This is a genomic window from candidate division WWE3 bacterium (genome assembly GCA_026396615.1).
GTDB lineage: Bacteria > Patescibacteriota > WWE3 > JAPLWK01 > JAPLWK01 > JAPLWK01.
On record JAPLWK010000010.1, the window covers coordinates 152,367 to 173,984 of the forward strand.

24 protein-coding genes are annotated in these 21,618 nt (G+C 40.2%); 18 read left to right on the plus strand and 6 right to left on the minus strand.

Features of this window, described 5'->3' with window-relative positions:
- Nucleotides 1-5 precede the first annotated feature (5 nt).
- The 6 genes from NT141_03750 (at nucleotide 6) to NT141_03775 (ending at nucleotide 5,232) form a co-directional block, all read left to right on the plus strand.
- Nucleotides 6-1,526 (plus strand): transglutaminase-like domain-containing protein, encoded by a 1,521-nt coding sequence (locus NT141_03750; GenBank protein ID MCX6784145.1) that lies wholly within the window; start codon nucleotides 6-8, stop codon nucleotides 1,524-1,526.
- A 3-nt stretch (nucleotides 1,527-1,529) separates the two neighbouring features.
- Nucleotides 1,530-2,813, plus strand: a complete 1,284-nt coding sequence (locus NT141_03755) for a GIY-YIG nuclease family protein (protein MCX6784146.1) — start codon at nucleotides 1,530-1,532, stop codon at nucleotides 2,811-2,813.
- 93 nt (nucleotides 2,814-2,906) lie between these two features.
- The gene (locus NT141_03760; GenBank protein ID MCX6784147.1) at nucleotides 2,907-3,071 is read left to right on the plus strand and encodes a hypothetical protein; all 165 of its coding nucleotides are present in this window, start codon (nucleotides 2,907-2,909) and stop codon (nucleotides 3,069-3,071) included.
- 84 nt (nucleotides 3,072-3,155) lie between these two features.
- Nucleotides 3,156-3,557, plus strand: coding sequence for a phage holin family protein (locus tag NT141_03765; protein MCX6784148.1), 402 nt, complete (start codon nucleotides 3,156-3,158; stop codon nucleotides 3,555-3,557).
- 1 nt (nucleotide 3,558) lies between these two features.
- Nucleotides 3,559-3,783 carry a preprotein translocase subunit SecG gene (gene secG / locus NT141_03770; GenBank protein MCX6784149.1) on the plus strand — a complete coding sequence of 75 codons (225 nt, stop codon included), beginning with the start codon at nucleotides 3,559-3,561 and terminating at the stop codon, nucleotides 3,781-3,783.
- Between the two features lie 15 nt (nucleotides 3,784-3,798).
- On the plus strand, nucleotides 3,799-5,232 hold the full coding sequence (locus NT141_03775) for an ABC transporter substrate-binding protein (protein MCX6784150.1): 1,434 nt from the start codon (nucleotides 3,799-3,801) through the stop codon (nucleotides 5,230-5,232).
- Here the strand turns inward: NT141_03775 and NT141_03780 are convergent.
- Both NT141_03780 and NT141_03785 read right to left on the minus strand, forming a co-directional pair.
- Complete coding sequence (locus NT141_03780) at nucleotides 5,225-5,950, minus strand: class I SAM-dependent methyltransferase (GenBank protein MCX6784151.1); 726 nt, start codon at nucleotides 5,948-5,950, stop codon at nucleotides 5,225-5,227. The two genes, NT141_03775 and NT141_03780, sit on opposite strands and share 8 nt — an antisense overlap.
- Nucleotide 5,951: 1 nt before the next feature.
- Nucleotides 5,952-6,872 (minus strand): hypothetical protein, encoded by a 921-nt coding sequence (locus tag NT141_03785; GenBank protein MCX6784152.1) that lies wholly within the window; start codon nucleotides 6,870-6,872, stop codon nucleotides 5,952-5,954.
- A 53-nt stretch (nucleotides 6,873-6,925) separates the two neighbouring features.
- Here NT141_03785 and NT141_03790 point away from each other — a divergent pair, with 53 nt between their 5' ends.
- Genes NT141_03790 through NT141_03800 form a run of 3 tightly spaced genes read left to right on the plus strand, consistent with a single transcriptional unit; the run spans nucleotide 6,926 to nucleotide 8,909 of the window.
- A complete protein-coding gene (locus NT141_03790; GenBank protein MCX6784153.1) occupies nucleotides 6,926-7,297 on the plus strand; it encodes a hypothetical protein in 372 nt (123 codons plus the stop codon).
- Nucleotides 7,298-7,325: 28 nt separating this feature from the next.
- The gene (locus tag NT141_03795) at nucleotides 7,326-8,423 is read left to right on the plus strand and encodes a hypothetical protein (protein ID MCX6784154.1); all 1,098 of its coding nucleotides are present in this window, start codon (nucleotides 7,326-7,328) and stop codon (nucleotides 8,421-8,423) included.
- A complete protein-coding gene (locus NT141_03800; protein ID MCX6784155.1) occupies nucleotides 8,424-8,909 on the plus strand; it encodes a hypothetical protein in 486 nt (161 codons plus the stop codon).
- A 1-nt stretch (nucleotide 8,910) separates the two neighbouring features.
- Here the strand turns inward: NT141_03800 and NT141_03805 are convergent, their stop codons facing one another.
- Both NT141_03805 and NT141_03810 read right to left on the minus strand, forming a co-directional pair.
- Nucleotides 8,911-10,617: a DUF2207 domain-containing protein gene (locus tag NT141_03805; GenBank protein MCX6784156.1), complete on the minus strand. Its 1,707-nt coding sequence runs from the start codon at nucleotides 10,615-10,617 to the stop codon at nucleotides 8,911-8,913.
- Nucleotides 10,614-11,741: an acyltransferase gene (locus tag NT141_03810; GenBank protein MCX6784157.1), complete on the minus strand. Its 1,128-nt coding sequence runs from the start codon at nucleotides 11,739-11,741 to the stop codon at nucleotides 10,614-10,616. Before NT141_03810 ends, NT141_03805 begins: the two co-directional genes overlap by 4 nt.
- Before the next feature lie 135 nt (nucleotides 11,742-11,876).
- Here NT141_03810 and NT141_03815 point away from each other — a divergent pair, with 135 nt between their 5' ends.
- On the plus strand, nucleotides 11,877-13,025 hold the full coding sequence (locus tag NT141_03815; GenBank protein ID MCX6784158.1) for a replication-associated recombination protein A: 1,149 nt from the start codon (nucleotides 11,877-11,879) through the stop codon (nucleotides 13,023-13,025).
- Nucleotides 12,997-14,268 (plus strand): ATP-binding protein, encoded by a 1,272-nt coding sequence (locus NT141_03820; protein ID MCX6784159.1) that lies wholly within the window; start codon nucleotides 12,997-12,999, stop codon nucleotides 14,266-14,268. The genes NT141_03815 and NT141_03820 overlap by 29 nt, the downstream gene beginning before the upstream one ends.
- Nucleotides 14,269-14,351: 83 nt before the next feature.
- On the opposite strand, the gene NT141_03825 is transcribed toward NT141_03820, so the two are convergent.
- Both NT141_03825 and NT141_03830 read right to left on the minus strand, forming a co-directional pair.
- Nucleotides 14,352-14,807 carry a hypothetical protein gene (locus NT141_03825; GenBank protein ID MCX6784160.1) on the minus strand — a complete coding sequence of 152 codons (456 nt, stop codon included), beginning with the start codon at nucleotides 14,805-14,807 and terminating at the stop codon, nucleotides 14,352-14,354.
- Nucleotides 14,808-14,961: 154 nt separating this feature from the next.
- The gene (locus NT141_03830; protein MCX6784161.1) at nucleotides 14,962-15,180 is read right to left on the minus strand and encodes a helix-turn-helix transcriptional regulator; all 219 of its coding nucleotides are present in this window, start codon (nucleotides 15,178-15,180) and stop codon (nucleotides 14,962-14,964) included.
- A gap of 120 nt (nucleotides 15,181-15,300) precedes the next feature.
- On the opposite strand from NT141_03830, the gene NT141_03835 reads away from it, so the two are divergent.
- The 7 genes from NT141_03835 to NT141_03865 all read left to right on the plus strand — a co-directional run bounded on the left by NT141_03835 (nucleotide 15,301) and on the right by NT141_03865 (nucleotide 21,498).
- Nucleotides 15,301-16,386 (plus strand): hypothetical protein, encoded by a 1,086-nt coding sequence (locus NT141_03835; protein MCX6784162.1) that lies wholly within the window; start codon nucleotides 15,301-15,303, stop codon nucleotides 16,384-16,386.
- Between the two features lie 141 nt (nucleotides 16,387-16,527).
- Nucleotides 16,528-17,151: a hypothetical protein gene (locus tag NT141_03840; protein MCX6784163.1), complete on the plus strand. Its 624-nt coding sequence runs from the start codon at nucleotides 16,528-16,530 to the stop codon at nucleotides 17,149-17,151.
- A 312-nt stretch (nucleotides 17,152-17,463) separates the two neighbouring features.
- Nucleotides 17,464-17,844 carry a DUF488 domain-containing protein gene (locus NT141_03845; protein MCX6784164.1) on the plus strand — a complete coding sequence of 127 codons (381 nt, stop codon included), beginning with the start codon at nucleotides 17,464-17,466 and terminating at the stop codon, nucleotides 17,842-17,844.
- A 37-nt stretch (nucleotides 17,845-17,881) separates the two neighbouring features.
- Complete coding sequence (locus tag NT141_03850) at nucleotides 17,882-18,775, plus strand: hypothetical protein (GenBank protein MCX6784165.1); 894 nt, start codon at nucleotides 17,882-17,884, stop codon at nucleotides 18,773-18,775.
- Between the two features lie 54 nt (nucleotides 18,776-18,829).
- Nucleotides 18,830-19,153, plus strand: coding sequence for a DUF5659 domain-containing protein (locus NT141_03855; protein MCX6784166.1), 324 nt, complete (start codon nucleotides 18,830-18,832; stop codon nucleotides 19,151-19,153).
- Nucleotides 19,154-19,363: 210 nt separating this feature from the next.
- Complete coding sequence (locus tag NT141_03860) at nucleotides 19,364-19,555, plus strand: hypothetical protein (GenBank protein ID MCX6784167.1); 192 nt, start codon at nucleotides 19,364-19,366, stop codon at nucleotides 19,553-19,555.
- Nucleotides 19,556-19,791: 236 nt separating this feature from the next.
- A complete protein-coding gene (locus NT141_03865) occupies nucleotides 19,792-21,498 on the plus strand; it encodes a recombinase family protein (GenBank protein ID MCX6784168.1) in 1,707 nt (568 codons plus the stop codon).
- Nucleotides 21,499-21,618: the final 120 nt, after the last annotated feature.

The following is a 21,618-nucleotide window of genomic DNA, read 5'->3' on the forward strand; positions in this document are numbered from 1 at the left end:
GTTGTATGCTCAAAGGATTAGCGATTATAACCCTGTCAACCCTTTTGCTATTAGTTGGGTCAACTGACGTAAAAGCAGCCGACTCTAAATTTTCTACTTCTTACAAAACTACCTATGACGTTGATATTAGCGGTTTAACGACAGTCACTTCCGAGATTAGTTTAACCAATAAATCCGCCAATTTTTACGCTTCCAATTACGTTTTAACGTTAAGTTTTCCGCATATTTTAGAAGTTACTGCCTATGATCGCCTGGGTAATTGTCCGGTGACTCTTAATGGCTCAGAAATTAAGGTCCTGTTCAATGATAAAGTTGTTGGTTTAAATAGCATACTTCATTGGACTCTAATTTATAAAACTCCCGATCTGGCAATAAAAAAAGGCCGGATTTGGGAAGTTGATCTTCCTAAAGTTGAAGGGAGTATAGATCTAGCCGATTACGTTACGGTTCTTAAGGTGCCCCAAAGCTTTGGTGACGATGCCCAAATGGCCAATACCGCAATTAGTAGCGGGGTAGCTGGTAGTAAAAACTTCTATGTTTTCTCTAAAAACTTATTACTTAATCAAGGTGTCGCCGCTGTTTTTGGCGATTATCAAGTTTTTAAATATACTCTTAAGTATCATTTAAAAAACCTAAACCTACTACCGCATTTTGAAGAAATTACTCTACCTCCAGGTGTTGCTAATTATCAAGAAACTTTTATTACTAGTTTATCACCCCGTCCCATTTCGTCACGAGTTGATAGTGACGGTAATTTGCTGGCCAAGTATTTTTTGTGGTGGGGTCAAGATTTAGAAATCACTTTAGACGGAGAGGCCAAAGTTTATAATCGTCAAATTAATCCTTTTGTTGGAGGTAATGTTACGGCCATAACCTCTAACCTAAAATATTTGACTAATGCGGCAAGTTTTTGGGAGGTAACTGATCCGATTATTAAAAAGATTGCTTCTGATTTATATAATCCTACTAAAACCGTTTCTCAAAATGCTCAAAATATTTACACTTATGTCGTGGCCACTCTAAAATATAATAATGCCAAGGGTTTTGATAATCGTTTAGGAGCCGTAGCAACTTTAAAAACTCCCGATAACGCCGTATGCACTGAATTTTCAGATCTCTTTGTGGCACTGGCTCGGTCAAATGGTATTCCGGCTCGGGAACTCGAGGGCTACGCTGCGACTAATCAAGATAATCGACCAATTTTAAATGACGTGCTACACGCCTGGGCTGAGTATTATGATCCGGTCTTTGGTTGGGTGGCCGTTGATCCAACGTGGGGCAATACCGCTAAAACTGATTTCTTCACGCATCTTGACGCTAACCATTTGGTCTTTGTCATACATGGTGTGTCGCCGGTATCACCCGCTCCGGCCGGAGCTTTTAAACTGGATATTACAGAAAAGGATCAAGTAGCGGTAGTTTTCGCGGATGCGGTCACTACAGATGCGACTAAAGTAGTCCCACTTTCCGTCGACAATTCTTTGGGGACTAAAATTATTAGGTTTTTGGCTGGCATTAGTAATTAATTTATGGTTCCTGCAGAATTCGCCACTTTACCAAAAACTCCCGGCGTCTATATTTTTAAAGATAAAGCCGGTCATATTTTGTACGTTGGGAAAGCGATTTCTCTAAAAGACCGGGTCTCCTCGTATTTTCAAGGTAGCCTTGATTTGGGTCCGAAAACCAGAGCTTTAGTAGCTAAGATTATTTTTATTGAACATGTCGACGTCGGTTCGGAACTGGAAGCGTTGCTCCTTGAAGCCGAGCTTATTAAGAGGCATCGGCCGCCTTATAACATTAGCCTCAAAGATGATAAGAGTTATCAGTATATTGTGATAGAAAAGTCAGAAAAGTTTCCTCGAATAAGTACCACCCATAATAAAGGTAATTTAAACACAAACTGGTTATATTTCGGGCCGTATCCTGAAGGGCGAACGGTGCGTCAGGTGGTCAAGGAACTCCGTCGGATCTTCATGTTTCGAGATTGTGGGGCTTCCAAGTATAATCGCTACCAAAATTTGAAGCGACCGTGTTTGTTTGGTGACATTAATTTATGTGCGGCCCCTTGCGTCGGCCGCATTTCCGATGTCGACTACAACAAAAATATCAATCGGGTTGTAAAGTTTTTATCTAGTGGTCAAAAAGATCCTCTCATTCAGGAGATGAAAGGTGAGATGTCAAAATTGTCTGAAAATCAGGAGTTTGAAGCGGCCTCACAGCTTCGTGATCAAATCAGCCGTTTTGAATACATCACCCAGACTTTTAGGCCGGCCTCAGAGTTCCTTATTAACCCTAATCTCCAAAGTGATCAAAATAACGCGTCCGTGACAGATCTTTTAACTGTTCTCGGTCTTTCTGAAACGTCAAATCAACGCTTAGAGTGCGTCGATATTTCCCATCTTGGAGGAAGCCAAACGGTAGGGAGTTTAGTCGTTTTTAACGGTGGTCGACCGGACAAAACTCAGTATCGACGCTTTCGAATCAAGTCTGTTCGCGGCATTTCCGATGTTGATTCTATATCAGAAGTTTTGACGAGACGTTTTAAGCATGAAGAATGGCCTCTCCCGAGAGTTTTGATCATCGACGGCGGGAAGCCGCAAGTGGCGGCCGCAAAAAAAGTCCTTAAAGATTTAAACTTGACTTCAAAACTAGAACTAATAGGGCTTGCCAAGCAATTTGAGACTATCGTACGCTCAGACGGAACGTCCCTTCGAATTCCAAGAAACCGACCGGCCATTCGACTGCTGCAAAGCTTACGTGACGAAGCCCACCGATTTGCCAATTCTTACCGTAAAAAGATAACTAATCTATAATATAGATCGCTATCTATACTACAGGTTTGTTGGCGAGTCGATAAAGTGCTAATATATCGTTAATAATCGGTTAATTCAAGTAAGGAGGAAGAAATGTTCCAGCAATTGGATGCAACCGCACAGGTCTTGTTTGAAGTTGTCGTTAGCGTCGTTCGCGTTTTTGTCATTGGCGGCTTTGTGCTTGTCTTCGCGTTGATCAGCGGTCTAATTGTGACCGAATTAATCAATCCGCAGACATTCTCCGATTATCGCCATTGATGACAACCTTTTTATAAATCCCGTCAGCGAAGGCATAATTTAAATGCTTTGCACTGGCGGGACTTTTTGCGTTATAATAGAGCAGTGAAATCGATATTGCGTCACATCTTTATTAATTTAGTGGCTATTTACGTAGTGGGCTTTGTGGTCACCGGTATTGATTGGCGAGGCGATCTAAAAGTGCTGCTACTGGCGGCTTTAGCTTTGGGGATTATTAACGTAACGGTTCGGCCGATTGTTAAAATCATCACTTTACCAATTAACGCAATTACCCTTGGCTTGTTCTCGATTGTCGTTAACGCTTTAATGCTTTACGCGGTCACCCTGATCATTCCGGGATTTTTTATTAACGCCTTTAATTTTTCCGGCTTAAATTTGTTGGGAGTTATAATTCCAGCGGCCCATTTAAGTAAAATTACGGCAACTGTGGCGGCGGCGGTTGGTATTAGCGTAATAACCGGTATATTTAATTGGTTTGTGGAGTAGCATGAATTTAAATTTAGCCTTTAGCATCACCGAAATCGTTTTATCCGTAATTATAACCGGCTTGATTCTAATTCAAGCCAAAGGGACGGGCTTAGCTCGGTCTTTTAGCGGGGTCGGTGGTTTTTACAGTAGTAAGCGGGGGCTGGAAAAGATAGTTTTTGTTGCCACTATAGTGTTCTCGGTCGTTTTTGTAATAGTTATAATTGCACATCTGCGTTTTAAGTAATATTTCGGTACGCCCATGATCCTGCAAATCCTAAGTCTAATTCGTTCTTTACTTTTTTTCGCGGCTTTTTTCGCGGCTTCAATTCTACCTCAACCAACTTACGTTGAGGGCGTTACGGAGCAGCCAACCGGTTTTGTTCCCGTGGCCACGTCAAATGATATTGATCGCACCGTTCAAAAAATAATTTATCGCAGTTTATTTAAATACGATGTAACCGGAACTATTATTCCCGATTTGGCTGACTACTGGGAGGTTTCCGCTGATGGCCTTACTTATACCGTGAGAATTAAGGCGAGTCAGCGTTGGCAAGATGGGAAATCGCTTTCGGCTAATGATATTATTTATACCGCCAGTAATTCTCGTGAACTAACCGGGGTGGCTACCGACAGGCTTGATTCTCGAACCGTTCGTTTTACTTTACCCAATAAATTTTCGCCTTTTTATGATCTTTTGACTATTCCGGTTTTACCGGCTCATTTGGAAGGCCATAATGATAAATGGTTACCGGTTGGTAGTAGTAATTATCGGGTTATTCGGGTTGACCGCGATCGTGGGCTTATTAAAGACGTTATTTTACAAGGAAATTCTCCCAGTTTGGCAATTACGAGAGTGGAGTTTAAGTTTTACGATTCCGAAAAAGATTTGGAAACCGCGGCTAAACTGGGAGAGGTTAACGCTTTTTCCGAAAAGGAGGATCAATTTTCTTATAACAACTATACTAAGATTTCAATTCCGGAAAAGAATCGTTATTACGCCCTGTTTTTTAATACCCGTGATAAAAAATTAGCAGACGTTTCTGTTCGCGCCAAATTAGCTTCCGGTCTTTCGGTATCGGGTATTTTAAAAAACGTTTTCGGCGATAATTTTGTAGCCACTACCGGTCCGCTAAGTTTAAACAAATTTGCCCGCGGTGATTTGGATTACGCTGCTCCCGATTCTAAAAAATTGGAATTACCAAAAGAACTGCGTTTAGCAATTGTTGGTAATTCGGTCAATATAAAAATTGCTAATGAAGTTAGCGCTGCTTGGAAACTATTGTCTGTAAAAGTAAAAATTAATGTTTACACGATTGAACAATTTAATAGCGAGGTTATTGGTAAACGTGATTTTGATGTTTTATTATTCGGTCAGGAGGTAAGTAGCGATCCCGATCGTTACGTTTTATGGCATTCCAGCCAGGCGAATTTTCCGGGCCTTAATTTAAGCGGGATCGCCAACTCCCGAATTGATAAAGCGCTTGAGGAAGGTCGAAAAGAAAAAGCTGCCGATATTCGTCAAAAACATTACAGTATTTTTCAAAAGGCTGTTATGGATGAAGTTCCGGCGATATTTTTATATCATCCGATTTTTAACTATTATGTACGGGATAATTTAAATGGTTTAGATTTAAAAAACTTTTCTCTGCCGTCTGATCGATTTTTATCTCTTTCAAATTGGGGCTTTAAATAGTCTTAACTAATTTAATAAAAATACTGGGGCCGAAATATAATTTTCCTAAAGGTTTGTGAACAAGATTATCAAGAGAACTTAAAACCCTACCGGGAATAATCTTTTTAATAACCGGGCTTCTAAAATTAGAAACGCTTAAAGTTGCCACCACCTTCCAATTTAGATCATTTAGAATTTTTAAAATATGCTCAGGGTGAAAGTTTAGAAATACGCCGGAATCAGCAGTCAATTGATTATAAGGGGTTTTATCGGCGGCGAAGTGTCGACCGTGTTTTAGCAGCGCTTTAAAATGATTTTTATTGGCAAACTCTAGAATAAAAGTGCTGCCGGGGGCCATTACGCGGTATATTTCTTTTAAAGCCAGTTCCGGTTCTTCCAAATGGTGCATCACTCGAATCATCATACCGCTATCAAAACTATTATCCGGGAACGGTAATTTATAAACGTCACCGCGGACGTAAGTAACCTGGTCATCTTTTAGAAATTCGCGAGCTTTGGTTAAATTTTCGGTTGAGTAATCAAGTAACACAGCGCTTTGACAGCGATTAAGCAGGTCTTTAAGATTACGGCCAAAGCCACCGCCAACATCAATAAATTTTTGGCACTTTTTAGGCACTAATTTTTTAATAGCCTGCTGCTCGGCTAAATTTTCGTAATCACGGCCCGTCCAGTATTTTTGATAATTAAAGTGGGTAGAATCGTAATCAGCCAAGTCCATGTTAGAGTTTAGTAACACCGGTAACCGCGGTCATTGTTTTATTTCTTTCATCATATAATCCTTGTAAACGCACTTTATCATTTACCTTCAGGTTCTGGATTAAGGTGCTACTGGTTGTATCCACAATGATGGTAAGGTTATTTATCAACGTGAAACTGAGTGCCTTGCCGGTAATAGCCGAAACACTGCCGGAAAGATAGGTGTTACGAGTGGTATTGGTCAAATCGCGGATGGCATAGGCGTCACCACCAATGGCGGCCACCTCGACTTCGTGTCCGGTGGTGAGGTCAACAATATTAATATCAGACCCATACTTTCTAATTAACTTGGTGAAGGTGTTAATGTTGAAGACTTTTGACTCACCTTTAGTTGTTGTCACAGTAATAGTTTTGGCTTGAATTTCTGAAACAATGCCTTGAAAAGTGTCAATGGTAATATTTCCCAGATCTGCAGGGGCGGCCAGCACATATGCCGATTCGATTTTTTCATTGTTGCTATTATCTAGAGCCGTCACTACTAATTCATTGGGACCTATTTTAAGTGGTGCGATCATATTAAAAGACCCATCGTCAGCAATCGTTACTTCCTTTTCATTAAGGAGGACTTTGGCGCCGCTCGTTGTCTGACCGCGCAGTGGTTCCTGCATATTGGTAGTAATCAATTTATCGGTCGGATTAATTAAAACTAAAAATAACGGTTGGGCCGAGGTGGTAGCTTCCGGGGTTTGCCAAGGTTGATCCGCTTTTGTTGCGGCGGGCCCTGAAGCCTGTTTGGCCTGCGGTAAATTTAAACTTTTAGATTGAATATTTATTTTAATCGGATTAAGAGTATTAATAACGAATAGCGACAACGCAATAGCAGCAACAATTGCTAAAATAGTGGCTATTATCATGGCGTGTTTAGACATCATATCCGTCTTCATGATACCAGATTTTGACTCTTGCGGGAGCCATAATTTTTTGCGATCATACAACTGTGCCAGAAAACGCCGAAATAACCGCCATGATAAACAAGGCCTTTGAGCTGATTGAGAAGTCCAAAGAGGATATAAAAGTGATAAAGAATCAATTAGATGAAGTTTTAGCTTCGGATCCGGTCTACACGGACGCTCAAAAAGAAGTGGAAGTGGCTCGTGAAGCTAAAGCGATGGCTTCTCAAAAGGCGGAAGCCAACACCACCGTTACCGGCTTAATGAACGCCTTAAAAGAGCGAAAAATAGAATTACGTGATTACAAAGATTCCTTGTCAGCTTCGTTGGTCGAATACTACAAAGCTACCGGGTCCACCGAAATTACTACTAGTGACGGTAAAACCTACACTTTCTCTTTCTCGGCTCGCCTTTCCTAAGTCGTCTGGTTGCTGTTAAAATGGCCTCATGAGTTCAGTTTGGGGGTTGGTTTTTTCGACTTTACTTGGTCTGTTTGGGGGCCATAATCAGGTTCTAAGTGCTTCGGTTGGTTCTTGGGCACTTCCAAACAATAAGTTCGGTTTATATATCTACTCAGTCAACGATTATGCTTCGGCAGCGGCCACACTCGTTAATAGTAACGGAGGAGACTGGGGGTACGTCCTCGTCCCTTACGCGGTTTACGATACGGACATAGAAAAGTGGCGCGGCTTCTTTTTAGAACTTCACAAAGACAATTTAATTCCCATAATTCAACTGTGGGATCTTCGGAACTCTGAGGATACGCAGCACGCGGCCGAGTTTTTGGATTCACTACCTTGGCCGACGACTATCCACTATGTTAGCGTTTACAATGAGCCCAACGACAGTCGTTTCTGGTACAACAAAGTCGATCCTGCGGGCTACGCTGCGGTTCTAGATCAAACAATTACCACTTTTAAAAAACAAAATTCAGCTTTCTTTATGTTAAACGGGGCCTTTAATGCTTCGGCCAGAAACGGCAATGGTTACATGGACGAAGTTGATTACGTCACAGCGATGAATAAAGCAGTTCCTGGAATTTTTAAGCGGCTTGATGGTTGGGCGTCGCATCCTTATCCACAGCCAAACTTTTCGGGATCGCTGGCAGACACTGGTCGCGACAGTATTAAAGCTTACGATTGGGAATTGTCACTTTTGAAAGATAAGTTCGGGGTCAATAATTTACCGGTCTTCATTACCGAAACCGGTTGGGCCCACCAAGAAGGCGTCACTCCGGACTATTCATTTTACACCGCTGACCAAACGGCCGCTTTAATCAAAGAAGCTTACGAACAGGTTTGGTTGCCGGACCCTCGCATTATTGCCGTCACTCCGTTTACTATTAAATACAGTCATCCCGAAGATCACTTTAATTGGCTGGACCCTGAAAATAAGCCATATCCACAATTTTACGCTATTCAACAAATGCCGAAAGTTGCCGGGAAGCCTACGGAGTCGCCCTGGTATCTTTTTTATCCTGATATTCGGCAGATAATAATTGATTTATTTGACAGAGCTACTCTTAGGGTCAATACTAATATGTAGATGCGTAAACTTCTGCCTGTTGTTATTTTATTTGCTATCGTTTCCTTGGGATTGGTCGTCAAAGCCCAAGCTTCCGTTCTGACTCTAACCGACATTGGTACTGTTTCCACCGCTGGTCATATTTATAATCACTGGTGGTATACGGTCGCTAACCCGACGCTTAAGGGAATGGCCGATCCTTCAGCCTCAGTATCCGTCACTATCGACAGTGTTGCTAATACCGCGACCGCAGATGCTTCAGGGTTGTGGACACTCTCGACGTCAACTTTGACGATAGGTGATCATGCTGTTGTGATTAGTTCCGGTACATCGACAGCACTTAGCTTCACTTTAACCATTGGTAGTAGTAGTCCTTCAGGAAATGGCGCGACTCCTTCCGGTACTCCTAACACCGCTAGTCCTTTATATACCGCTGGAGTTGTTTTGGCTTCCGGTTTAGCCTTATTGATTGGATTTAAAACGCTCAAAAGCTCTAAGGTAATTTAATTTACCAACTCCCACCACCGCCGCCTCCGCCTCCGCCTCCACCACTAAAACCACCACCGCCAGAGAATCCGCCGCCTCCGAAACCACTGCTAAAGCCGGAACTGCTGCGAGTGCTGGTGTAAGGGGCGGCTGAAAATCCGGTCGTGGCCCTATCAAACGAATTTAAAGTATTCGCAAGTATTAGTGCATTGAACAATTGACCACTGCTGTCGCCGTACCAAGTCACGTCAGTTGGAATTGACAGGTCTTTAAAGCGACTGGCCCACTCGCGGGTCACACCAAAAGCCACAGCGTAAGGTAGTAGTTTTTCAAAAAAGTACCAATTCTTCTCTTGAAAATTGAGCTCTTTTTCTTGAGAAACTAGAAATCTCTTTAAAGCTTCGGCCTCCTCTTTCTTCTGGGCTCCCAGAGCCGTCTTTTTTGGCATTACTCTCGAGAAAATTAGAAGCACAATTCCCAGCGGAATGTTTATACCGGTAAATAAAATTGCACTTCCAAAACCGGCGTAAAGTTTACGTACAGTGTCGGGGTTACCAGCGAATAGGCCTTCCGCAGTTAAGTCGCTGTATAGGCTTTTCTTGGCTTGATTAACAGTTGTGTAGAAACTGCTTTTTAAATCACTAGTTGAGACTTCCGTGTCTGTGGCAAATATTCCGTCATAGATTATAGTTTCATACGGCCGAAAAGATCCAAACCCGTTTTTAGGCTCAGTTTTTGTAAATGTAAAATCACTACCATCTTTTTTAATCGTTAAAAAACCACGAATGGCCAGCGACACTATGGTGGCCGAAATATCACGGCTATCGACTTGCTCCGAAGTTAGTAGTCCCGTTTCCGCCGGCCTCAAAGGCTCACCGTCAATATGCTTTGGAGGATCGAACAGGACCCGAGGAGCGCCAAGAACTTTAGGATCCCTTCCAAATAAAAACCAGGCGATGCCGACCAGAATCGGCACTAAAATGTACCAGAGGGCAAAGAGAATTGGTAGTATTGGTGACGATGTGACATTGTTATTGTTTGTTTGACTGGTGGTTCCGAGTGGCGTTGGGGCGAGCGGTGTCACTAAACCAGTTGGAAAGCCGAAAACAACAGTTAAACCTTCATAAGTGTTAAGCGATTGGGTTGTTGTAAAATTGGCGCCGTCAGAGGTAGTTAAAGTCGTGCAGTTTTTAGCGGTTGACTTAGTGGTTCCGGTATAACATGTGGCATTAAGATTACTGGAAGTGGTGGGCAGTGTCACCGTGACTGAAGCGTTTTGGATTGGGACTTGCCAGGCGTTACCAACGGGACTCCAGTAAAGCTCGTCGTGGTCACTAAAGTTTTGAATAGCTCCCGATAAAGTGTAATTAATTTGATATTGCTGGATTCCAGTCAGCGTTATATTGGGGTCGCCGATCTTCAAGTAAATCTGATCACTGCTGCTTTGATCGCTGTACGACGCTCCCGAAACTGAAATGTTTGACGCTGTCACTAAGTAATTACTTCCATCTTGATTAGTGATTTTTAACGGGATATTCCTAAAAATACCATGCTTGGGAGTTGTACCTAGGTCATAAATGATATCTTCGGTTACATTAATTGTCCCGTTACTTTGAATGGCCCAGTCAGCATGGAATGAATTAATGTTTTCAGCGGCCCTGGCTTTAGTGACTACTAAGATTGGAAGAATAAGACTTGCGACGATGATTGAAAGTATTAGACGTTTCATCCTTTAATTTTATGCTTTGTGAGAGCATCTGTCACGGCGGATATCTTTGGGACTATAAAGTCAACGAGACGACGAAAGAGACTACTGACTCCCAGTAGAAATGGAATGTAGATAAAAGTGGCTAGGCCGGTGGGGAGAGTTTTATAAAGAAAATCAAAACGCAGCATGATTGGCCAGTGCAGCAAAAATGTTTCGTAAGAATATTCGCCAAAGATTTTTAAGAATCGACTTTCAAAATTAATTACAAAAAATAATCCCAAAATACCAATGACTGTTCCCAAACTGCTAAATTGTTCAAGATAAGTAGCGGGGTTTCCGACGTTTGAATGCACCGCAAAATAGACAAATATACTTGCGGAAGCTATAGCCAGTAGGACCTTTAAATAGATACTGCTAAATATTTTAGCTGTCCAGTTTTTAAGGGATGTTTGGGCAAGAGTTGCCAGCAGCATGCCAAGAGGAAAAGCGATAAAATGAATTTTATAAAGTCCCAGAACTTCAAAAGAACTAGGCCAATTAATTATAAGTAGTAGGAAAATAATCAATAAAGTTATAAATGGGGCCAAAACCTTAACTTTAATTTTCATTACCCATGGGAAAATTAAATAAAAAATTAACAGAAAAGTGAAGTACCAAAAGGGCGAATCTAGATTAGCGTATAAATTGGCTTTGGGAAAAAATCCAGAGAAACTACTCACAATTTCATTAGTACTGTAACTTAAATTCAAGAAAAGCCGTTCCGCAATTATAATAATACCAAGGGCAAACCAGGCCGGAATATATATTTTTAATAGACGCTTTTTATAAAACTCGATTGGCGATAATGGATTTTTAAGTTGAGAAATTGTGAGGCCGAGTCCCGACAAAACTAAAAATAAATTAACGGCGACACCACCAAAGCCAGAGAGGGGTACTAAAAATCGGTTGTCTGGTACCAAAAAATAACCAACGTGGGAAAAAATAACCATTAGAATAGCGAGCCCTTTTAACTCTGACACTTTGTTTAAAGAGAGATTTAAGGAGTCAGCTGATTTTTTGAATCCCAAGGCCAGGATTAACAAAATGAACAAGCCGCCAAAAATTATCGTCTGGGTTTCGGGGTTACTTGATGTTAAAAAAGGCACGTGACTATTTTAACATCAGATAGGCCTAAAAAAGCAATACCGAAGATTTGACGAAATAGTAAAGAGCGATCATAATAATAGTATCTAGTCTTTTACTGGATTCCGGGTCAAGCCCGGAATGACATACTTAAACATATGGAACCGCTGGCTTTTAAAATTCGTCCTAAAAATTTAAGTGAGTTTGTAGGTCAATCGCATCTGGTTGGCGAGGGCAAACCGTTACGCGTTGCCATCGCTAATAAACATTTATTTTCTTTTGTACTTTGGGGTCCTCCGGGGGTGGGGAAGACGACTCTGGCTAAGATTTACGCCGGAGAAATGGGGGCCAGTCTTTCGGAGTTGTCGGCCGTCTCGGCCGGTAAAGATGATATTCGTAAAATTATCAAAAGTGACGGTCAGAACAAGCCAAAAGTGCTTTTTTTGGATGAGATTCACCGTTTTAATAAAGCCCAACAGGACTTTCTGCTTCCCTATGTTGAAAGAGGTGAGTTAACACTCATTGGGGCGACTACGGAAAATCCCAGTTTTGAAATTATTCCGGCTTTGCTTTCTCGCTGTCGTGTCTTTGTTCTAAACGAACTTAGTAACGATGAAGTGTCACAGATCATTGATCGCACGGAGGTAAAACTTCCGACGGACGCCCGGGACTGGTTAATTGGAATGGCTAATGGTGACGCCAGACAGGCGATTACCATGATTGAAAATACTCTTAAACTTTACGGATCGATCACAGTCGACAACTTGAAGAACACGCTGCAGTCAAAGTTTTTGCGTTTCGATAAGCAAGGCGAAGAACATTACAACACAATCAGCTCATATATTAAGAGTATGAGAGCCTCTAATGTTGATGCAGCCTTATACTACCTGGCTAGAATGGTAGATGCAGGGGAAGATCCTTTGTTTATTGCCAGACGAATGGTGGTGTTTGCTTCGGAAGACATTGGAATGGCCAATGCCTCTGCACTAGGAGTGGCTAATGCAGTCTTTAGAGCTTGTGAGACCATTGGCTACCCTGAATGCCAAGAAAACCTCGCCCACGGAACTGTGTATCTAGCCAGGGCTCCCAAGGACAGGTCAGCCTACGAAGCCTATATGAAGGCTCTAGGCGATGTTAAGCAGTATGGAAATTTGCCAATACCCCTTAATCTAAGGAATGCACCCACAAAGCTTATGAAAGAGATAGGTTATGGGCAAGGTTATAAACCATACACAGATGAAAGTTTGTTGCCTGACACATTAAAGGGCAGAAAGTATTATGAAGATATTAAACCAAGAGATAAATAGCATTAGTTTTGATGATGTAGTAGCCAGTTGTCAGGAAAAACAGCCTGAGGGGATAGAACTGGACTACAAGAAAGATTTTCCAGATAAAGACTTATCAAGGCTTATTGCAGCCTTTTCTAACACCCGTGGTGGTTTAATTATCATTGGTGTTACTGAAGATAAGCAAACTGGTTTTCCATCATCTTGGGATGGTATATCCGATGACGCTGGGCTTATTGAGAAAACTAACCAACTTGCCTTAGCTGTATCACCACTTCCAGATTTTAAGGTTAGGAAAACAGACGAAAAGAATGGTAAAGTTTTCATCCTTATTAAGGTTTACGAGGGGGATGCCACGCCGTACTTTGTTAAGAATGACTCGAATGTGTGGACGAGAACAGGAAATATCAGAAATCTTGTGGATATAGCGTCTCCTGAATGGCTTGATTTGCTTTATAGAAAGAGAGATAGGTCTGAGAAAGCCAGAAGGAATTACATTACTATTGCAGATGAGGTTTTTAAGCACGGACTAGCACTAGAGGAAAAGCTAAGAATTCGCCTGGTCGAAGAGGCTAAACTAAAAGGCGATGGTAGCGAAAATAACTATTATCTGAAGAAGCTAGGCACAGATACGGAGATTTTTACAATTACAATACTTCCTAATTATCCTAGAAGTGCCAAAGTGACACCCAGGGACATATTAGAGAATGCAAACATATTTCGTTGTACTACTGATTTCACTGAGTTTCCTAAACAAAACCTAAGACCAATCCCTGATGGTGTTATGGCAACCAGCCACTCATTTCGTGGAGATATCGGATGTAATCAGATATATGCCACCGGACTTTTGTACAACTGCTTTGATGTGTTGGCACAAAATAGAGAAACAGGAAAGTCAGTGATTTATATTTCGCACATTATTGGAGGGTTATTTACTACTCTAAAATCTGCCAAGCTTTTTTACAACTACATTGGGTACCAAGGCGTATTAAAGATAAATTTAACTCTTAATCTAAATTCGAAGGACGTCAATTTCTATCGTCTTACAGGGAACGATCCATTCCATTGGAATGCGGAGGAGCAAGCTTTGCTACCAAACTATACTTGGGAATTTACCTTAAATACAGCTGAATTAAATGATATTAACGAGGCTTTTGGTAAGTTTTTCGAGATGGTGGATGAAATTCACTGGAACCTAGGATTTAAGACTGTTTCTGTTGAATTAGTTAAAGACTTTATGAAGAAAAATAGGTTAGTATTTTAATCTTCCTTGCATAAATCCCTAGCCTTTAGGTTATAAATAAAACGACAAGGAGAAGCTACAAGCTTTTTATCTGTTAGTAGGACTTAGGTCTTAGGAGAGTTTCGCCAATCAGCGATTAATTTCAACAGGAAGTTGCCTATTATAGGTGCTAATTCTTTTGTCTCGTCATAAGTTGGCTCTTCTTGCTTTAGGTTCCAAAGTACCCATAAACCTATTGTAGTGGCTACCATTTCCTCTTTCCCTTTATTCTTGTTCGTAAAAGAAATGAAGTCGTCAATTGCTCTAGGAATGTCTTTGTTAATTTCTGATGCTCTGCCTAGTACTTTTTCGTGCTCTCCTTTGTAGGTTTCGTCAGAAGTTAAAACAAGTCCTGAACCAGCTGCTGTCATAAAGAAATCCCAGTCATCAGCAGGACGTTTGCTTTTACTTTTATTTAGAATGTCCTTCAATATTGGGTATTTATCTATTAAAGGAACCAACAACGTAATTGAGGAGACATGGATTGCGTCAACAATAGATACTATTTCTTCACCTGACATACTAAAATGATACTTTTCTTAGTTAAACTTGTAAACCCTTAACTTTAGAAGGTTATCAGTTGGGGGGGAGCTTTACTGTTATGTTTGGGACCCGAGTCCCAAACTTACCACCTGCTAGTGTTAAATCTGGCAAATAGACATGCTGGTTTACCCTTTACAGGGTGGAGAAGAACTCAGATAAAGTCACACCCAAACCTTTGGACACTTTTTCTATATTTTTCAAGGAAATGTTTTTCTCACCACGTTCTACTGCTCCTATGTAGGTGTAGTGCAAGTGTGATCTATCCGCTAAACCCTCTTGTGTTAAGCCTTTTAGCTTCCTAAGTTGCTTAATTCTATTTCCAAATCTGTCTAGTATTTTACTTACAGGCATATAAAAATGATTGCTATTACAATTAAAGGTTATTTGGATAATGCCAATGTATCCAGAGTCGAAGAATAGTAATTATGTTATAATGTGGTTATAGGTAAGCATTTCGTAGTTTAGATACATATGAAACTTGTTGAGAGGTTAAAAACTGATAGAAAGTTTTTACTGGCTGTTATCTGTGTCTTTTTAGCAATCTTACTTATCCCCTATTTAACGCTACCCTGTTTAGTTATCTGGTGGTTTTATAAGAAATCAAAAATATCAAAAAGAACAAAGATCATTACTACAGCTGGTTTTGGCTGTATTTTCGCACTACTGGGGGCCTGGATGTCTATATCCTACTCAAAGGATGCAGAACCTCACCTACAATTATTAAGCCCTGCCTTAATTTCTACTGTTCAAGCAGACAAAGTTGTTATTAAGGGTACTTACGAGCCAGCTGATAGGAAGATTTGGATAAACGACACTGAAGTAACAGCATCTAATGGGAGCTTTGAATATACCTATCCCCTAAAAATGGGAGAAAACAAGGTTGAAGTTAAAGCTGGTGATTGGAAAAGAGCCTCAGTTAGTCTAGTAATTACCAGAGAGATTTCAGCCGAGGAAAAAACACGACAGGAGGCAACTAATAGAAAAGTGACAGAAGAAGCTACAAAGTCCACTGTTGCACCAACACCAAAACCTACGCCATCAGCGAGTCCCACTGTTGCCACACCCAAAGCAAGTCCAGAGCCTACAAAAACACTCACCCCAGTAGTAACTCATTCTTCCATTATGGATCAGCTTTGGACTGCACTTGATGATTCTATTAAAACCAGAAAAGGCTACGATATTCAGTATGAAGATATAGATAAAAGGGTCACAGTTACTCAAACAGGCAGTACTTTTTGGGATGAAACAGGTACTGTGCGGGGTGGTTACTCAACCTTAGTTGCATATGGATCTAAAGCCTTCAAAATATCTGGGGTTGATGTCGTAAAGGTAGTTATTAGGGGTGAATTCACTGATACTTATGGGAAAGATAGTACAGAGGATGCTATGCGTATATCTATGGCAAAAACAGAGTTTGATAAATATGATTGGGGCAATCTAATATACCAGCCTATTTATACGCAAATGGAGAACTCCACAATTGAGTATTACATTCATCCTGCAATTTTGAAAAATGTTAAGTTAAAAGACCTTTATCTTTCGCCTTTAGTCTCCTAAACAGCACTTTTCGTGGGAAGCATTAGCATTAGCCTAGAGGTAATAGGCCCATTGTTGGGAACAAAGAGTTAAGAAAGCACAACGTAGAAATAAAAACTTTAAATGATGAAATAACAAAGAAAAAAAAGAGGTGATAATTAAATGAAAAAATTACTAAAATGGGGTGTAATTGCAATAGGGGGATTTTTTGTACTGTGCTTAATTGTTGGTTTAACTACAGGAGACAAGAAGGGTGCCAGTACTAATAACGCCCTTCAAAAGGGAATGGAACAAGCCAAACAAACCCTTGAGAGCAGTGAAACTCCAGTGCAAGAAACTAGTCAAGCAAAGCAAGTCGCTAATACTAGTGGTACTGTGGCACAACAAATAGAAGCAAAAGTGCGAGCATCCATATCAGGTAGTAATAAATTCAAGGACGTTCAAGTAACAGATTTCACTAAACTTGGTGAGGGTTACAACGTGTTTGTAACAATCAACGTTGACGATAACTTAACAACTGGCTTCATTTCCAAAGGGATTTGGCAAGATATGTCTAATATTTATACAGCTTTGTATAAAGTGCCAATGAACATAGATACAGTCATAATTTTTGCTGATATGAACACTGTTGATAAATATGGGAAAACGAATAACGAAACTGTGATGAAAACTAGATTGACTAAAGCTGAGGCGCAAAAAGTGAATTGGAATTATGCTCCCAAATCAACACTTGATTTGCAAATATTACCCAATGTTTGGGAAACTGTTCTTGACATGTTTAAGTAAGCTAATCCACTAACAAAAGCCTCCTGAATAAGGGGGCTTTTCTGTTGTCTAAGTAGTTCAGTAGGCGCTGGTTAGGTATAAGAAACTGTAGTTAGTTATAAATTCATCACTTAATAACAAAAACGAATCTCTACGAGTGCTACAGAGGCTTCTAGGCATAGTCTAGTAGTTCAAATTTCTAAAAATAGCAGGGGTATATCGCCTAGAGGATCCTTAGGGCAAAGTGTAGAGAAATGCTGTAACGACAACTAATTGTGTACATAGGGAATGATACAAATTATAATCAAATAATTATAAATATTGTAAATTAGTATGAATTCGATAAGCACGATAGGACACTCTAACTATAGTCTTACGTTTTTCGTTGAAGCGCTTGTAAAATACGATATTGAGGTGCTTATAGACGTACGTTCTATTCCTTACTCCAAAAGAAACCCTCAGTTTAATCGAGAGAGTTTGGCTGCAGTGCTTCCCAATCATAAAATTACATATCTCTTTAGAGGCCACAATTTAGGTGGACTATATGAGAACGTTAATTTTATTGAAACAATTGATGAATTGCTTAAACTTTCCGAAGACAGAAAGGTTGTTCTGATGTGCAGTGAAGGCGACTACCACAAGTGCCACAGGTACCTGATTTTAACTCCAGCACTAGAAGCCAAAGGAGTAAAAGTCAAACACATTACACCGTAAGAATAAGTAAGTATAATTAAGACATTAAAAATGCATTATGAAAAAGATAATTCCAGTTCTTGAGGATTCGAAGCCAAAGAGTTTTGGCAATAACAATGACCCTTACACTTTCTTGGCAGAGTTTTGCGAATTAAATACAGAAAGTTGGCAGAAGATTGAGAATTTCTCAAAAAGATGGGATGTTTATATTGACGTAGTTGCTAAATATACCCCAAAACAACGTGATATTAAAGAAAGATTCTCACAGGCTAAGGAAAAATATGAGTCGTTAATCAATAAGGTTAGAGGTTTAGACTATACGTATGCCAACTATTCAGAGTTGGAAGAACTAAATAAAGATTTATCAGAAATTAAAGTTGCTGTTATATCAGAAAATCCTGGATTTGGTAAATTGTTTAACTACCTGCCAGTCTTTTGTAACTCGGACACTCTCGAAACCCGTTTTACCAGTATAGAAATTCTAGGACACCCTGAAATATCTCCTAAGGCTGCCAAAATAAAAATTCTAATTGAACCTACAAATCAAAGGAATTGGGTGCCCATACGAAAAAAACTAGACAGCAAACTCGTTAAGGATATATTGACACAAATAAATTATCCACTAGACGAAAAGTTTTTGCATCAGTGGGTAGTTGCGTCTACGAAATTGATTGGCCCTCGCATTCGCTACGAAGCTACTCTTAAACTAGGAGAGCCGAGTGAACTTCTTGTATACGCACCAAATACTCTTAGAGGAATGCATACATCAGGATGTGGCATCGAAAGTATAGTTGCTCAAAATATATGGCGTGTTTTATTTGGTAAAAACGACAAAATAAGATTATGCCGAGTTTGTGGTAGACCTGCGTCCCGACCTAACAGTAAAACCTGCAAACAAGCTATCTGTAGGAATAGGTTCAGGAGTTTAAGAAATAGGAAAATTTACGTGTAGGGTTTCGTGACAGATTTTCGTATTCAAAAATTGATTTCGTAAGATGTTTGCATAATGAAAGATGCAAACAGATTTACAACAAAAGACCTCCATCTCTCCGCATTTTTAGTCGTATCCTTTTTAAAAGTTATAGAGATTGTCCCCGATAATTTATCGGGTGAGTCTTGGTTTATATTTGAAGATTGCGATAAATGCAACGCTTTGGAGAAGAACTACTGGAGTCAGATAGCACAAGTTGAGCCAATCGCATACATAAATGCAATTAAGACATTAAAGCAACGGATACTGCGTTACAACGCTAGTCCGAGCATTCGGGGGGGTCTGAGGAAACGAACGACGACGGGGCAACGGCGAAGCAAACTGGGAATTAATTTATAACAAAAATAAGTGGAACGAGGGGTGTAGGTTAAAAGCTCTTAACCCTCGAAACCCTGCGGAGGCTAAGGCATCCTCAGGAGAGATAGAGCGAAGGGTACGCAGAGGTAAAAACTGATAAACGTATCCACTGAAAATCCCTTGGGGGGTTTGGGGGGCCAATGAGAAAATACGATCGCCTCAGGAGGCTCAGCTCGCTCTGGGAATAAATATATGACTTCATTTAATAAATTTTTAACTATGGAGGTTACGAAAATATCAATTGGTAAAGATAAGCTTATTTATTTTACAGTTAAGCACCCCGTGTCAACAAACTGGCCAAGCTTTACTTTCAAATGGCAGGATATCGAGAAGAATGAGCAACTTAAAAACATTTTTGACTCACTAATAAAATATGAAATCTAAAATGAAAAAGAATATCAAAATTGTAGTTTCATCGAATCTAAACAATCTGACGCCAAGGCAGAAAAGTAATGCGCGTAAAGCAGTTGGTATTTTTATGTCAAAAGTGTTAAATAACGTTGCTGTGACAACATAAACCCTTGCATTAGGGGGTAAAAAAGTTAGAATAAAAGTATACAAAACAAAAACCAGAGACACCCTTGCGAGATGAAGCTCTGGTTTTGAACACGGTAAGTGTTATGAATTATTGTACTACACCAAACCCTATTTCTAAAGATTTTGTAGAAGTGATTTCGGAGTTAGAGTCTTCACGCTTAAATGACCCCCTATTTCTAGAAAGCCTTAGCCAACCCTACTCATTGAGAGTTGCTATTTACTTAAGGGTATCCACAAAAGACCAGGCTACAGAAGATAAAGTATCCCTAGATATTCAGGAGTCTGAATGTAATTCATATCTTAAACAATTTAGTAGTTACGTAATTGCGGGAACGTACTGCGATGGTGGAAAAAGTGGTGGGACTATGGTGGGCAGGGATGAGTTTAACAAAATGATAGCTGACGCTAAAGCGGGAAATATAGATGTTCTGCTCGCTTGGAGTACCGACAGGTTAGCAAGAAATGTAGATGAAATGACGCAACTTAGGGCAGAACTAAGAAAAATAAACGTTCAGGTTACGACTACCAAAGAGCCTGCCGAAATTATTGACCCCCGCAAACTTACGTTGGAAGGCAATGAAACAATGCAAAAAATACTAGCTTACGTTCAAGATTGGAGTGCTGAGTGTGATAAACGAAAAATATCGGAGAGGTTTAGGATTGGGAAAATCGGAAAGGCCGAAAAAGGATTGATACCAGTCAAAACACCTTACGGGTTTAGAAAGTCAGTCAAATACATAAATAACGACCCGAAGCAGAAAATTGAGGAAGATGTAACGGTACCAGATGAGATTTGTGTGGTGAAAGATATTTTTAACTATTACGACACCAACTCGTGGGGAATACGAAAAATTGTTGATGAACTTAATCTTAAAGGCATTAAATCACCAAAAGGAGGAATCTGGTGTTATTCTAGCGTTAAATACACTCTGCAAAATCCTACTTACTGTGGGTTGGTTAGGTACGGCTGGCGACTAAGTAAGAGCAAAATTAGTAGAGCAAGGTTACAACAGGGCCATAAAGGAATTATTGTTAAAGGAAAGCACCAAGCTGTCATTAACCCCGAGCAGTTTAAGCGAGTGCAAGATAAACTTAAACGCAGAGCAGAACTAGGAGGTAAAGCCGTACACTCCAAAGGTTTATTAACTGGGATCCTTAAATGTGGCAGGTGTGGTGGAAGTGCCTATTTATGCAGTTATCACCATTGGCTAGCGTACGAAAAAAATAAGAAGGACAGAACCAAGTACACGAAAGGTTCTGCCTATATGTGTGGCAATTATTCCCAGCACGGAAAGACAGTCTGCAGCCAAAGGTATATATTATCTCAAGGTAAAATTGAAGAAGCAGTAGTTAAGCAAATACGCGAGTTAGCCAACAGTAAGGAAACGCAAGAGGAGTTTATTAAGCAAATGAAGAAAAATAGGGTTAAAGATATTAAGCAGGAACTGGTAATGCTAAACAAAACGAAGGAGGATTTACTAATACGTAAGGATAGACTAAAGGCTGCGTATTTGGCTGGCACAATTCAACTAGAAGAGTACGAACAAGATAGGAGGAAGCTGGAAGAAAGAATTAAAAATCTGGAAAACAAGTGTGCAGAAACTCAGGAGGAGCTTTTAAGGGAGGCGGACGCCGAAAGACACTCTAGGGACGCCATTTTAGCTCTTGCCAATTTTGACGAGATCTGGGAAAAGTCCGAATTTATGCACAAAAAAGAGCTCCTGCAGACTCTCCTCGAAAAGGTAACTATCGTAGGTGGTGTGGTGAACATCAGTTTCAGAAATTGTTAAAAAATATAGCAGACTAGAGGCTTATTAATTTATCTTCTTAAATCCCAATATAAGCATATAAATAACCTTCAAACAGTAGTCAATTTAGCTAGTAGAAAGTCTAATATGAGCAGATACTCA

Excerpts from the sequence above, each read along its gene's own strand:
- NT141_03755 (MCX6784146.1), top strand. The coding sequence starts at position 1,530 with ATGGTTCCTGCAGAATTCGCCACTTTACCAAAAACTCCCGGCGTCTAT.
- NT141_03830 (MCX6784161.1), bottom strand. The coding sequence starts at position 15,180 with ATGCCTGTAAGTAAAATACTAGACAGATTTGGAAATAGAATTAAGCAA.
- NT141_03785 (MCX6784152.1), bottom strand. The coding sequence starts at position 6,872 with ATGAAGACGGATATGATGTCTAAACACGCCATGATAATAGCCACTATT.
- NT141_03780 (MCX6784151.1), bottom strand. The coding sequence starts at position 5,950 with ATGGACTTGGCTGATTACGATTCTACCCACTTTAATTATCAAAAATAC.
- NT141_03815 (MCX6784158.1), top strand. The coding sequence starts at position 11,877 with ATGGAACCGCTGGCTTTTAAAATTCGTCCTAAAAATTTAAGTGAGTTT.
- NT141_03855 (MCX6784166.1), top strand. The coding sequence starts at position 18,830 with ATGAAAGATGCAAACAGATTTACAACAAAAGACCTCCATCTCTCCGCA.
- secG (MCX6784149.1), top strand. The coding sequence starts at position 3,559 with ATGAATTTAAATTTAGCCTTTAGCATCACCGAAATCGTTTTATCCGTA.
- NT141_03865 (MCX6784168.1), top strand. The coding sequence starts at position 19,792 with ATGAATTATTGTACTACACCAAACCCTATTTCTAAAGATTTTGTAGAA.
- NT141_03835 (MCX6784162.1), top strand. The coding sequence starts at position 15,301 with ATGAAACTTGTTGAGAGGTTAAAAACTGATAGAAAGTTTTTACTGGCT.
- NT141_03750 (MCX6784145.1), top strand. The coding sequence starts at position 6 with ATGCTCAAAGGATTAGCGATTATAACCCTGTCAACCCTTTTGCTATTA.
- NT141_03845 (MCX6784164.1), top strand. The coding sequence starts at position 17,464 with ATGAATTCGATAAGCACGATAGGACACTCTAACTATAGTCTTACGTTT.
- NT141_03795 (MCX6784154.1), top strand. The coding sequence starts at position 7,326 with ATGAGTTCAGTTTGGGGGTTGGTTTTTTCGACTTTACTTGGTCTGTTT.
- NT141_03840 (MCX6784163.1), top strand. The coding sequence starts at position 16,528 with ATGAAAAAATTACTAAAATGGGGTGTAATTGCAATAGGGGGATTTTTT.
- NT141_03850 (MCX6784165.1), top strand. The coding sequence starts at position 17,882 with ATGAAAAAGATAATTCCAGTTCTTGAGGATTCGAAGCCAAAGAGTTTT.
- NT141_03805 (MCX6784156.1), bottom strand. The coding sequence starts at position 10,617 with ATGAAACGTCTAATACTTTCAATCATCGTCGCAAGTCTTATTCTTCCA.
- NT141_03820 (MCX6784159.1), top strand. The coding sequence starts at position 12,997 with ATGAAGATATTAAACCAAGAGATAAATAGCATTAGTTTTGATGATGTA.
- NT141_03775 (MCX6784150.1), top strand. The coding sequence starts at position 3,799 with ATGATCCTGCAAATCCTAAGTCTAATTCGTTCTTTACTTTTTTTCGCG.
- NT141_03860 (MCX6784167.1), top strand. The coding sequence starts at position 19,364 with ATGACTTCATTTAATAAATTTTTAACTATGGAGGTTACGAAAATATCA.
- NT141_03800 (MCX6784155.1), top strand. The coding sequence starts at position 8,424 with ATGCGTAAACTTCTGCCTGTTGTTATTTTATTTGCTATCGTTTCCTTG.
- NT141_03825 (MCX6784160.1), bottom strand. The coding sequence starts at position 14,807 with ATGTCAGGTGAAGAAATAGTATCTATTGTTGACGCAATCCATGTCTCC.
- NT141_03760 (MCX6784147.1), top strand. The coding sequence starts at position 2,907 with ATGTTCCAGCAATTGGATGCAACCGCACAGGTCTTGTTTGAAGTTGTC.